10 protein-coding genes are annotated in these 12065 nt (G+C 72.0%); 7 read left to right on the top strand and 3 right to left on the bottom strand.

Features of this window, described 5'->3' with window-relative positions; all coding sequences use genetic code 11:
* Positions 1-133 precede the first annotated feature (133 nt).
* Positions 134-376, bottom strand: a complete 243-nt coding sequence (locus GWI24_RS30490; RefSeq protein ID WP_210949108.1) for an antitoxin — start codon at positions 374-376, stop codon at positions 134-136.
* A gap of 24 nt (positions 377-400) precedes the next feature.
* Entirely contained in the window at positions 401-583 is a 183-nt protein-coding gene (locus tag GWI24_RS45710; RefSeq protein WP_308344138.1) for a gliding motility protein, read from the bottom strand.
* Positions 584-868: 285 nt separating this feature from the next.
* Here GWI24_RS45710 and miaA point away from each other — a divergent pair, with 285 nt between their 5' ends.
* The 6 genes from miaA (at position 869) to hflX (ending at position 9207) form a co-directional block, all read left to right on the top strand.
* Positions 869-1807: a tRNA (adenosine(37)-N6)-dimethylallyltransferase MiaA gene (gene miaA / locus GWI24_RS30480; RefSeq protein ID WP_210949106.1), complete on the top strand. Its 939-nt coding sequence runs from the start codon at positions 869-871 to the stop codon at positions 1805-1807.
* A 108-nt stretch (positions 1808-1915) separates the two neighbouring features.
* Positions 1916-2410: a hypothetical protein gene (locus tag GWI24_RS30475; protein ID WP_210949105.1), complete on the top strand. Its 495-nt coding sequence runs from the start codon at positions 1916-1918 to the stop codon at positions 2408-2410.
* A 79-nt stretch (positions 2411-2489) separates the two neighbouring features.
* Positions 2490-3425, top strand: a complete 936-nt coding sequence (gene dapF, locus GWI24_RS30470) for a diaminopimelate epimerase (protein WP_210949104.1) — start codon at positions 2490-2492, stop codon at positions 3423-3425.
* 136 nt (positions 3426-3561) lie between these two features.
* The gene (locus GWI24_RS30465; protein WP_210949103.1) at positions 3562-5805 is read left to right on the top strand and encodes a bifunctional (p)ppGpp synthetase/guanosine-3',5'-bis(diphosphate) 3'-pyrophosphohydrolase; all 2244 of its coding nucleotides are present in this window, start codon (positions 3562-3564) and stop codon (positions 5803-5805) included.
* A gap of 196 nt (positions 5806-6001) precedes the next feature.
* Positions 6002-7582 carry a M1 family metallopeptidase gene (locus GWI24_RS30460; RefSeq protein ID WP_247617085.1) on the top strand — a complete coding sequence of 527 codons (1581 nt, stop codon included), beginning with the start codon at positions 6002-6004 and terminating at the stop codon, positions 7580-7582.
* A gap of 122 nt (positions 7583-7704) precedes the next feature.
* Positions 7705-9207: a GTPase HflX gene (gene hflX, locus GWI24_RS30455; protein WP_138917189.1), complete on the top strand. Its 1503-nt coding sequence runs from the start codon at positions 7705-7707 to the stop codon at positions 9205-9207.
* A gap of 128 nt (positions 9208-9335) precedes the next feature.
* On the opposite strand, the gene GWI24_RS30450 is transcribed toward hflX, so the two are convergent.
* Positions 9336-10511, bottom strand: coding sequence for a serine protease (locus GWI24_RS30450; RefSeq protein WP_210949102.1), 1176 nt, complete (start codon positions 10509-10511; stop codon positions 9336-9338).
* A 236-nt stretch (positions 10512-10747) separates the two neighbouring features.
* On the opposite strand from GWI24_RS30450, the gene GWI24_RS30445 reads away from it, so the two are divergent.
* Positions 10748-12065 (top strand): diaminobutyrate--2-oxoglutarate transaminase family protein (locus GWI24_RS30445; protein WP_374103357.1); only part of this gene is annotated, 1318 nt, incomplete at its 3' end.

Genomic DNA, 12065 nt, shown 5'->3' with positions numbered 1-12065 from the left:
GTGGCGAGCTGGTCGTCATAGGCCGCTCGCGGCCGTGGAGCCTGCGCTCCACGGCCGCGTACCGGCGGGGCCGGCCGGTCCGGGCCCGGCATCGCCCGCCTCCGTCTTCTGTGCCTTGTTTGCTTGGCCGGTCTTATGCGTCGCCCTTGTGCTTGGGCTTGCGCTCGTCCATCTGCGAGAGGCGGTTGAGAGCGTCCTTCGCCTTGCCCGTGCCAGTCTCGATCTTGGCGCTGTACTTGCCCTTGGTCCTGGTGTCGACCGACTTGGCCGCCTTCTCCAGGCCCCGCCCGATCTTGGCCTCGTGCTGCTGCGCGAAGCTTCCGGCCTTGCCCTTCATCTGACCGGCCTTGGCCTTGAGATTGTCCATCAGGCCCATGTGCCACCTACCCTCGTCGGTTGCCTATGCGCGGGCGCTCTCACCGGTCTCGCTGTCGGCCGCCTCGGCCGCGGACTGCTGCTTGGGGATCCCGGCGCCTTCACCCGCCGGATTCTCCTTCCCGCTCCGCGCGGACTCAGCCCCATCGACGGTCCCGGACTCGGTCTCCGCCGTCATGGCGTCGGCCGTGGCCTGGGCGTCCCGCACGGACGGTGCCTCCTCGGACGAACGGCTCGCCTCCTTCGACGCACGACGAAACCTGGAAAACACGCCCATATCTACTCCATACCTTACTCGTGCGGGCGAAACTCGCGTGGGCGAAATCCCGTGCCGCCCGGAGTGCCCCCTTGTGCGGTGCGCGGCGACTGTGCGGCGCGCGGCGGCCGATTCCCCGAACCGGCCCTCGGAACCTCTCAACAGGCAACGAACCCGGCGGTGCCCCGTCACGTCGCTCATTCGAGGAGCCCCCGGGGCATTTGCGAGACTGGCCCGGTGAATACTGCAGGCCACCCGCCGCGAGTCATCGCCGTCGTCGGCCCCACAGCGGCCGGGAAGTCCGATCTGGGCGTCGCACTCGCCAGACACCTCGACGGCGAGGTCGTCAACGCCGACTCCATGCAGCTGTACCGGGGCATGGACATCGGCACCGCCAAGCTGACGGAGGACGAGCGGCGGGGGGTGCCGCACCGGCTGCTGGACATCTGGGACGTCACCCAGACCGCGAGCGTCGCCGAGTACCAGCGGCTGGCCCGCACCGAGATGGACCGCCTGCTCGCCGAGGGCCGCACCCCCGTCCTGGTCGGCGGCTCCGGCCTCTACATCCGCGGGGCCATCGACGCCCTTGAGTTCCCGGGCACCGACCCGGCCGTCCGGGCCCGGCTCGAGGCCGAGCTGGAGGAGCGGGGCTCCGGGGTCCTGCACGCCCGGCTCGCCGACGCCGACCCCGAGGCGGCGCGCGCGATCCTGCCCAGCAACGGCCGCAGGGTGGTCCGGGCACTGGAGGTCATCGAGATCACCGGCCGCCCCTTCACCGCCAATCTGCCCGGGCACGAGGCGGTCTACGACACGCTCCAGATCGGTGTCGACGTCGAGCGGCCCGAGCTGGATGAGCGGATCGCCCTGCGGGTGGACCGGATGTGGGACGCCGGGCTGGTCGAGGAGGTCCGCCGGCTGGAGGACGCCGGGCTGCGCTCCGGCCGTACCGCCTCCCGCGCGCTGGGCTATCAGCAAGTGCTCGCCGCGCTCGCGGGAGAGTGCGCCGAGGAGGAGGCGAGGGCCGAAACCGTGCGCGCCACCAAGCGGTTCGCACGCCGTCAGGACTCGTGGTTCCGCCGCGATCCCAGGGTCCACTGGCTCAGCGGAGCGGCCGACCACAGAGGGGAACTCCTGGCGAGCGCGCTCGCGTTGGTTGAACGGGCGGTCACAGCCTGATCACGTCATGGCATCGGGAAGCTCAGCTCGTCATTCGGGCCCCGGCGGGCATGCCATCATCAAGCTCCGATCGTGCCGTGGTGTCTGGAGTTGGGAGGGCGTGTGGCGATGGAGGCCGGCCCTCGCGACGCATCGCAGCAATCGCACGGAGACGCGGGGCCGCTGACCCCGGACGGCCCCGATGAGGCCGGAGGGCTCCACGAACCCGGCGCGCCAGTCCTCGAGGACGGCTCCGAGGGCGAAGTCGGCGCGGGCTCGATCTCCGGGGAGTCCTTCCGGGAGTTGCGCCCGCCGCGCCGGCTGCGGATCTGGCAGATCGCGCCGATCGTCGCCCTCGCCATCCTCGGCTCGCTGATGTTCGCCTTCCCGCTCGCCTTCGAGTTCGGCGACGGAGGGGCGGTCGTGGCCATGCTCGGCCTGCTGCTGAGCTGCTGCGCGGCGGGCTGGGGCCTGATGGCCGCCCGCCGGGTGGGCTACACCTGGCCGGGCCTGCCCCCCAGAGGCTCCGGACGCCGCCCGGACTGGCGCTTCGTCGTGCTCTATGTGGCGATCGTGGCGCTGCTGGCCGTCCTCACCTTCTGGCGGGTGGCGCGCCTCCGCTAGGCCCTCCGTCCAGTGGGGGGTCCCCCAGGCGGGCCGGGTACCGGGGGCCGGTGCGGGCGGAGCCCCGTAGGATCGAGGAATGAGCACCGCACCACGGCTGGCCTTCCTGAAGGGGCACGGCACCGAGAACGACTTCGTCATCGTCCCCGACCTGGACGGTCGCCTGGAGCTGTCCGCGGCCACCGTCGCCCGGATCTGCGACCGCCGCGCCGGTATCGGCGGTGACGGCCTGATCCGCGTCGTGCGGTCCTCGGCACACCCCGAGGCGCAGGCCATGGCCGACCAGGCCGAATGGTTCATGGACTACCGCAACAGCGACGGCAGCATCGCCGAGATGTGCGGCAACGGAGTCCGCGTCTTCGCCCGGTACCTTCAGCGCGCCGGGCTCGTCGAGGCGGGCGATCTCGCCATCGCCACCCGGGCCGGGGTGCGCCGGGCCCACATCGCCAAGGACGCCGGTGACGGCGACGCCCAGCCGGGCGAGGCCACGGCCGGGTCCGACGGCCCGATCACCGTGGTGATGGGCGAGGCCACACTGCCCGAGCCCGGCCCCGAAGGAGAGGTCACGGTCACGGTCGGTGACCACAGCTGGCCCGCGCGCAACGTGAACATGGGCAATCCGCACGCGGTCGCCTTCGTCGACGACCTCGCCCAGGCGGGTGATCTGTTCACGGCCCCCGCCGTGCGCCCCGCCGCCGTGTACCCGAATGGCACCAACGTCGAATTCGTCGTCGACCGCAGCCCGCGCCATGTCGCGATGCGCGTGCATGAGCGCGGCTCCGGTGAGACCCGCTCCTGCGGCACCGGCGCCTGCGCCGTCATGGTCGCCGCCGCACGCCGTGACGGGGCCGATCCGGCGGTCACCGGCCACCCCGTCACGTACACCGTGGACGTTCCCGGAGGGCGGCTTGTCATCAGCGAACGGCCGGACGGTACGGTGGAGATGACCGGCCCTGCCGTGATCGTGGCCGAGGGGGAGATCGATCCCTCTTGGCTGGGCACGGACCTCGGCTGACACTTCCCTCGAATGGGTGATCCGTTTCACTCTGGGCGAGAGCCGGTCGGCCGTGCGTGATGGGCTCGATAGCATCAAGCACCGGCCCCGGGGGAGTACCCACGCCGGTTGACGCTCGACGCCGCCGGAGGTGCCCATGAGCGCAGAGGCCACCGACCAGGCCCCGTTCGGCCGCAGGCGCGGCCTCCCCCGCATCGACCTGCGCAATCTCCGCAGGTTCAGCAGGGCCGCCCTGCTGGGGTCGGCCTCCCGCGGCCGGCTGCCGGACGCGATCGAGCATGTGGCCAAGGTCCATCGCGTCCATCACCCCGGAGCCGATCTGGATGTGCTCCGCAAGGCGTACGTCCTGGCCGAGTCCTCCCACCGCGGCCAGATGCGCAAGAGCGGTGAGCCGTACATCACCCATCCGCTGGCCGTCACGCTGATCCTCGCCGAACTGGGCGCCGAGACCACGACGTTGACCGCCTCGCTGCTCCACGACACGGTCGAGGACACCGAGGTGACCCTCGATCAGGTGGGGGAGCAGTTCGGCGAGGAGGTCCGCTTTCTCGTCGACGGCGTCACCAAGTTGGAGAAGGTCGACTACGGCGCGGCTGCCGAGCCCGAGACCTTCCGCAAGATGCTCGTCGCCACCGGCAACGACGTCCGGGTGATGTCGATCAAACTCGCCGACCGGCTGCACAACATGCGCACCCTCGGCGTGATGCGCCCCGAGAAACAGGCCCGCATCGCCAAGGTCACCCGCGATGTGCTGATCCCGCTCGCCGAGCGGCTCGGGGTGCAGGCGCTCAAGACCGAGCTGGAGGACCTGGTCTTCGCCATCCTCCACCCCGAGGAGTACGCGCGGACCCGCGAGCTCCTCCAGGCCCACGCCGGCCGCCCCGACCCGCTGGCCCAGGCCGCCGAGGACGTACGGGGCGTGCTGCACGAGGCGGGCATCACCGCCGAAGTCCTCGTCCGGCCGCGGCACTTCGTCTCCGTCCACCGGGTCGGGCTCAAGCGCGGCGAGCTGACCGGCACCGACCTCGGCCGCCTTCTCGTCCTGGTCTCCGACGACGCGGACTGCTACGCGGTCCTCGGCGAACTTCATACCTGCTTCACCCCGGTGATCTCGGAGTTCAAGGACTTCATCGCGGTCCCCAAGTTCAACCTCTACCAGTCGCTGCACACGGCCGTGGCCGGGCGCGACGGCGAGGTCACCGAAGTCCTCATCCGCACCCACCAGATGCACCGGGTCGCGGAGGCCGGAGTGATCGCCCTCGGCAATCCGTACGCCCCGACGGAGGGGGCCGACGCCCCCGAGGGCGAGCGGGCCGACCCCACCCGCCCGGGCTGGCTGTCCCGGCTGCTCGACTGGCAGAGCGCCACCCCCGACCCCGACATCTTCTGGACCTCGCTCCGCGACGACCTCGCCCAGGACCGGGAGATCACCGTCTTCCGCTCCGACGGCGGGACGCTCGGCCTGCCCGCCGGCGCGAGCTGTGTGGACGCCGCGTACGCCCTGTACGGCGACGACGCGCACTCCTGTATCGGCGCCCGGGTCAACGGCCGGATCGCGACCCTGAGCACGGTGCTCCGCGACGGCGACACCCTGCAGCTGCTGATGGCGAGCGACTCCCGGGACACCGCCTCCCACGGCCCCTCGCCGGAGTGGCTCGACCACGCCCGCACCCCGGCCGCCCGGATCGCCATCAACCGCTGGCTGGCCGCCCATCCGGCGTCGAAGCACGAGCCCCGGGAGGCCGCCGAGGAGCCGGAGTCCGCCTCCGAGCTCACCGGCCAGGACGGTCAGGACGGGCAGGACGGCCAGGAGACGCAGGACGCGCAGGTCACGCGGGGCTCGCAGGCTTCGCAGGGCGGCCGGACCGTAGCCCCCGCGTCGACCGGTGCGGGCCGCCCCGAGGCGGGCATCGTCGTCGACCTGCCCGGCGCGACCGTACGGCTCGCCCGCTGCTGCACCCCCGTGCCGCCCGACGCGATCACCGGCTTCGCGGTCCGCGGCGGGGCCGTCACCGTGCACCGCGAGCGGTGTCCCGGAGTGGCGCGGATGACCTCGGCCGGGCGCACGGCCGTCGGGGTGCGCTGGGCGGACGAGGACGACAGGGACGGGGGCGGGGGCGGCGACTACCGCGTGACCCTCTTCGCGGAGGCGTTCAGCAGGCCGCATCTGCTCGCGGATCTCACCGAGGCCATCGCCGCCGAGGGCGCGGAGGTGGTGGCGGCCGCCGTCGAACCACCGCGTGAGCAGCGGGTCCGGCACACCTACACGCTCCAGCTGCCCGACGCGGGCAGGCTGCCGACGCTGATGCGGGCCATGCGGAACGTCCCCGGGGTCTACGACGTGACGCGCGAGGGCCGCAGCATGGCCGCGGCGCACTGACGGGCGGGCGCGCTCCCGAGCGGCCCTCTCCTGGGCGGCCTGGGCGGCCCACTCCTGACCACCGTCGGGCCGTCTGAACTCCTTCGGCCGTCTGAACTCCTTCGGCCGTCTGAACTCTTCGGGCGCCTGAACTCCTTCGGGTGGATCAAGGCCGGGAGCGACTGCGCGGGCGCCGGGGCGCTGGTAGCCGTAGGACATGACGCTTTCTTCGGGGCGCCGCCCCCGGCCGCCGCGCACCCGGCGCCGCAGGACCGCGCCGGTGGCCGCCGCCATGGCCGCCGTCTTCCTCGCGGTCGGCCCCTCCTCCGCCGCGGGGCCGGTGTCCCCCGCGCACCCGATTCCCCTGGGCATCGGTGACCCCCTCTTCCCGCAGCTCGGGAACCCCGGGTACGACGTCACGGCGTACGACATCGCGTTCGCCTACCACCGTCAGGACCGGCCGCTCGACGCCGTCACCACCATCGACGCCCGCGCGACCGCCCCGCTGCGCACGGTCAACCTCGACTTCGCCCAGGGCGCCGTGGACTCGGTGCGGGTCGACGGAGCGCGGGCCCGGTTCGCCACGGCCGGTGAGGACCTGGTGATCAGCCCGTCCGCCCCCCTCCGTAAGGGCACCGCCTTCCGGGTCACCGTCCGCCACACCAGCGATCCGCGGAGCGGCATGAACGGCGGCTGGGTCCGCACCAGCGACGGGCTGGCCATGGCCAACCAGGCCAACGCCGCCCACCGGGTCTTCCCGTGCAACGACCACCCCGCCGACAAGGCCCGCTTCACCTTCCGGATCACCGCTCCGAAGAGCCTTACGGTTGTCGCGGGCGGACTGCCCGGACAGCGCGTCCGCAAGGGATCGCGCACCACCTGGACGTACCGCCTCGCCCACCCCATGGCCACCGAGCTGGCGCAGATCTCCATCGGCCGCTCCGCCGTGCCGCGCCGCACCGGGCCGCGTGGGCTGCCGGTGCGCGATGTCGTCCCCGCGGCGGACCGCGCACGGCTGGAGAAGTGGCTCGCGCGCACCCCCGGGCAGCTGGCCTGGCTGGAGAGGAAGGCCGGACGCTACCCCTTCGAGACCTACGGCGTGCTGATCGCCCACGCCACCACCGGCTTCGAGCTGGAGACCCAGACGCTCTCCCTCTTCGAGCGCGATCTGTTCACCAGCGATCAGCTGCCCCGGTGGTACATCGAGTCGATCATGGTGCATGAGCTGGCGCACCAGTGGTTCGGCGACAGCGTCAGCCCGCGCCGCTGGTCCGATCTGTGGCTCAACGAGGGCCACGCCACCTGGTACGAGGCGCTGTACGCCGATGAGCGCGGTAAGGCGAGCCTGGAGCGGCGGATGCGCAAGGCGTACGGGCAGTCCGACGCCTGGCGGGCCGAGGGAGGGCCGCCCGCGGCCCCCAAGGCCGCCGACCCCGGCCAGCCGATCGGCATCTTCCGCCCGGTGGTCTACGACGGCAGCGCGTTGGTGCTGTACGCGCTGCGGCAGCGGATCGGCCGGGCCGCCTTCGAGCGGCTGGAGCGGCAATGGGTGCTCCACCACCGCGACGGCGTGGCCTCGACCGCCGATTTCGTCCGGCTGGCCTCCACCGTGGCGGGGCGCGATCTCAGCGGATTCCTCCATCCGTGGCTGTACGGCAGGAAGACGCCGCCGATGCCGGGACACCCCGACTGGAAGCAGACGGAGAAGGAGATCACGAAGGGCGCCGCGCTGCCCGGCGCGCGGGCGGGGCGGCACGCGGTACGCTACGCGGTGCCATGGGCCGTGAAACCCGGGTGACGGCCCGCCCGCCGCGTGCGACCATCAAGGGGTCGGCGTTCGCGGCCGGCCCCGGCGGGGGAATCCCACGGGGCCGCCACGCGTTGTCGACAGTGACGGTATTCCACGACGTAAGGATTCCTTTGACCCACTCCTCTTCCCTTCCGCAGGACCGGCAGCGCCTCGCCGAGAGCCTTCGGGCCGACGCCCTGATGGAAGAGGACGTCGCCTGGAGTCACGAGATCGACGAGGAGCGTGACGGCGACCAGTACGACCGCTCCGACCGCGCCGCGCTGCGGCGTGTGGTGGGGCTGTCCACCGAGCTCGAGGACGTCACCGAGGTCGAGTACCGGCAGCTGCGCCTGGAGCGCGTGGTGCTGGTCGGCGTATGGACCTCCGGCACGGTCCGGGACGCGGAGAACTCCCTGGCGGAGCTCGCCGCGCTCGCCGAGACCGCCGGCGCCTTGGTGCTCGACGGTGTGATCCAGCGGCGCAACAAGCCGGATCCCGCCACCTACATCGGCTCCGGCAAGGCCGAGGAACTGCGTGACATCGTGGTCGAGTCCGGTGCCGACACCGTGGTCTGCGACGGTGAGCTGAGCCCCGGGCAGCTGATCCACCTCGAGGACGTCGTCAAGGTCAAGGTGGTCGACCGGACCGCCCTGATCCTCGACATCTTCGCCCAGCACGCCAAGTCCCGAGAGGGCAAGGCGCAGGTCTCGCTCGCCCAGATGCAGTACATGCTGCCGAGGCTGCGAGGCTGGGGTCAGTCGCTGTCACGCCAGATGGGTGGCGGTGGCTCCGGATCCTCGGGCGGCGGTATGGCCACTCGTGGTCCCGGTGAGACCAAGATCGAGACGGACCGGCGCCGCATCCGCGAGAAGATGGCGAAGATGCGCCGCGAGATCGCCGAGATGAAGACCGGCCGCGACATCAAGCGGCAGGAGCGGCGGCGCCACAAGGTCCCCTCGGTCGCCATCGCCGGATACACCAACGCGGGCAAGTCCTCGCTGCTCAACCGGCTCACCGGCGCGGGCGTCCTGGTGGAGAACGCGCTGTTCGCCACCCTCGACCCGACCGTGCGCCGGGCCGAGACCCCCAGCGGGCGGCTCTACACGCTGGCGGACACCGTCGGGTTCGTCCGGCATCTGCCGCACCACCTGGTGGAGGCGTTCCGCTCCACGATGGAGGAGGTCGGCGACGCCGATCTGATCCTCCATGTGGTGGACGGCTCGCATCCGACGCCGGAGGAGCAGCTGGCCGCCGTGCGCGAGGTGATCCGCGATGTGGGTGCGGTCGACGTGCCCGAGATCGTCGTGATCAACAAGGCGGACATGGCCGATCCGCTCGTCGTGCAGCGGCTGCTGCGCATGGAGCGGCGGGCCATGGCGGTGTCGGCCCGCAGCGGGCTGGGCATCGACGAGCTGCTCGCGGTGATCGACGAGGAGCTGCCCCGGCCCCAGGTCGAGATCGAGGTGCTGCTGCCGTACACCCACGGCAAGCTCGTCGCGCGCACCCACGCCGAGGGCGAGGTGCTCTCCGAGGAGCACACCCCCGAGGGCACGCTGCTCAAGGCGCGCGTACACGAGGAGCTTGCGGCGGAGCTGCGGCGCTTCATCCCGGCGACGGCCGCCGGACAGCGCTAGTCGGCCAGTCACACCAGCCGCACCGCGTCGGCTACGACACCTGCACGACGAGGGCCCGCCTCCGGAGTTCCGGGGGCGGGCCCTCGCCATGGGATGGACGGCTGCCTGACGGCTACCGGCTCAACCGGTCACTGGTTCGCGAACTTCTTGCTGACCGCGCTGTAGACGCCCTTCGCCTCGGGGCCCAGATGCGGGCCCGCCAGCCAGGTCGCGTTGGACGGGCCGATCGAGGTGTTGGACACCAGCGCCGGCTTGCCGTCCGCGCCGTTGGCGACCCAGCCACCGCCGGAGGAGCCCGCGGTCATGGTGCAGCCGATGCGGTACATCGTCGGCTGCTTGGCGTCCAGGGAGAGCCGGCCCGGCTTGTCCGCGCACTGGTTCATCTTCTGGCCGTCGAACGGCGGGGCGGCCGGGTAGCCGGTGGCCGTGATCTCGTCGATGGACTTCACCGCCGGGGCGTTGAAGTCGACCGGCAGCGCGCCGCCCACCGTCTCCTCGAGCGACTTGCCGCCGCTGGCCTCCGGCTTCACATGCATCACCGCGAAGTCGTACGGAGCGCCCTTGCCGCCCACAGCCGCGCCGTTGTCGATCCACTGCGAGGAGGTCTGGGCCCAGTCGGCCCACCAGACGCCCTTGGGAGCCAGCTCCTCCTTGGTGGCGTTCTCCAGCTCCGCCTGCGACTTGCCCGCGTCGTTGTAGGAGGGCACGAACATCAGGTTCTTGTACCAGCCGCCGCCCTTGCCCGCGTGGACGCAGTGGCCCGCCGTCCACACCAGGTTGGACTTGCCGGGGTGCGCCGGGTCCTCGACCACCGTCGCGGAGCAGACCATCGAGCCCTCGGGGCCGTCGAAGAAGACCTTGCCCGCGTAGGGGACGTTGGAGCTGTACGGGCTGGCGACCTCCTTGGCCGGGACGGGCTGCGGATCGGGGTCGGTCACACCCTGGTCGTCCGCGATGTCGCTGTCGTCCACCGGCTTGTCGGGCTCCTGCGCGTCGCGCATCCGGTCCGGCTTCCACAGGCCCTTGATGATCGGGTTGATGAAGTCACCGGCCTCGCGCAGCCAGTCGTCCTTGTCCCACTTGTTCCAGGCACCGTTCTTCCACTGATCCAGATCGATGCCGAGGTTCTTCAACTTGTCGTTGAGGTTGTCGGGCAGCTTGATGTCGTCCACGCCCTGCTGCTCCGACGACGCGGTCGGTTTGGCGTCGGTGTTGTCGTCCGAGGAGTCGCACGCGGTGGCGGTGAGCGCCAGAACCGAGGCTATGGCGGCCACGGCCAGTGCGGGTCGGCGTTTGGATGGCATGGGCGGGACTCCCCCTGAGGTTCTGAACTGCTCTACGGCCTGTGTGGAATTGTCATGCACCGCCCCGGCAATGGGGTGGTATCCCACTATGCCGGTGCCGCCTACGACGGCTGCGAGCGGGTCCTTGGTTCCCGGCCGCAAGGATCTTCGCTCAGCCCGTGATCCAGAGCGCCACGCGTCGTTGGTACGTACGGGGGACAGCCGGAGGGTGTTCAGCAGCAGGAGGACCGAGACGCGTGGCCGTGACCCAGCTCCCGCCGATGGCCCTGGCCGCCGTGTCCGACGACGGCGGCGCCGCACAGGGCATTCTGCGGCGCCAGGCGCTGCGTGAGTCCGCCGCCCGCACCTATGCCCGGGCGCTGCCCATCGTTCCGGTGCGCGCCCGGGGGATGACGGTCGAAGGGGCCGACGGCCGCCGCTATCTCGACTGTCTCTCCGGGGCCGGGGCGCTGGCGCTGGGGCACAACCACCCGGTGGTGCTGGACGCGATCCGGGCCGTCCTGGACGCGGAGGCGCCGCTGCAGGTCCTGGACCTGGCCACACCGGTCAAGGACGCCTTCACGGACGAGCTTTTCGCCACCCTGCCGCCCGGACTCGCCGCCCGCGCGCGGGTGCAGTTCTGCGGACCGGCGGGCACGGACGCGGTCGAGGCCGCGCTCAAGCTGGTGCGGACCGCCACTGGGCGCGACGGCCTGCTCGCCTTCTCCGGGGCCTACCACGGCATGACGGCCGGGGCGCTGGCCGCATCCGGCGGCGCCCCGTCGTCCGGTGTGACCCGGCTGCCCTTTCCGTACGACTACCGCTGCCCGTTCGGGGTCGGCGGGGAGCACGGCGCCGAACTCTCCGCGCGCTGGACCGAGAAGCTGCTCGACGACCCGAAGGGCGGGGCGGCCAACCCGGCCGGGATGATCCTCGAACCGGTGCAGGGCGAGGGCGGGGTGATCCCGGCCCCGGACGGCTGGCTGCGCCGGATGCGCGACATCACCGCGGCCCGCTCCATCCCGCTCATCGCGGACGAGGTCCAGACCGGCGTCGGACGCACCGGGGCCTTCTGGGCGGTCGACCACAGCGGGGTGGTGCCCGATGTGATGGTGCTGTCGAAGGCCATCGGCGGTGGCCTGCCGCTGGCCGTCGTGGTCTACCACGAGGACCTCGACGTCTGGCCCCCCGGAGCCCACGCGGGCACCTTCCGCGGCAACCAACTGGCCATGGCCGCGGGCGCCGCGACCCTCGCCTACGTCCGCGAGAACAACCTCGCCGAACGCGCGGCGACGGTCGGCGCCCGGATGCTGGACCGGCTGCGCCAATTCGCCACCGGTCGCCGGTGGATCGGGGACGTACGCGGCCGTGGCCTCATGATCGGCTTGGAGCTGGTGGACCCGGAGGCTGGGCCTGGGGAGGCCGGGAACGCAGCGCCGGTCGGGCACGCTGCGCCGACCGGGTATGCCCGGGGGACGGGGGCCGCAACGAACACCGAACGCGAGGGAACCCCGGGCTGCGCATCCCCGTACCAGGCATCCCCGAGCGAGGCGGCCCCCTGCGAGATGACTCCGC

The organism is Streptomyces sp. MK37H (assembly GCF_018035285.1).
Taxonomy (GTDB): domain Bacteria; phylum Actinomycetota; class Actinomycetes; order Streptomycetales; family Streptomycetaceae; genus Streptomyces; species Streptomyces endocoffeicus.
This window is presented reverse-complemented; position numbering and strand designations above follow the sequence as displayed.

Excerpts from the sequence above, each read along its gene's own strand:
- GWI24_RS30490 (WP_210949108.1), bottom strand. The coding sequence starts at position 376 with ATGGGCCTGATGGACAATCTCAAGGCCAAGGCCGGTCAGATGAAGGGC.
- GWI24_RS30475 (WP_210949105.1), top strand. The coding sequence starts at position 1,916 with ATGGAGGCCGGCCCTCGCGACGCATCGCAGCAATCGCACGGAGACGCG.
- dapF (WP_210949104.1), top strand. The coding sequence starts at position 2,490 with ATGAGCACCGCACCACGGCTGGCCTTCCTGAAGGGGCACGGCACCGAG.
- GWI24_RS30465 (WP_210949103.1), top strand. The coding sequence starts at position 3,562 with ATGAGCGCAGAGGCCACCGACCAGGCCCCGTTCGGCCGCAGGCGCGGC.
- GWI24_RS30460 (WP_247617085.1), top strand. The coding sequence starts at position 6,002 with ATGACGCTTTCTTCGGGGCGCCGCCCCCGGCCGCCGCGCACCCGGCGC.
- GWI24_RS30450 (WP_210949102.1), bottom strand. The coding sequence starts at position 10,511 with ATGCCATCCAAACGCCGACCCGCACTGGCCGTGGCCGCCATAGCCTCG.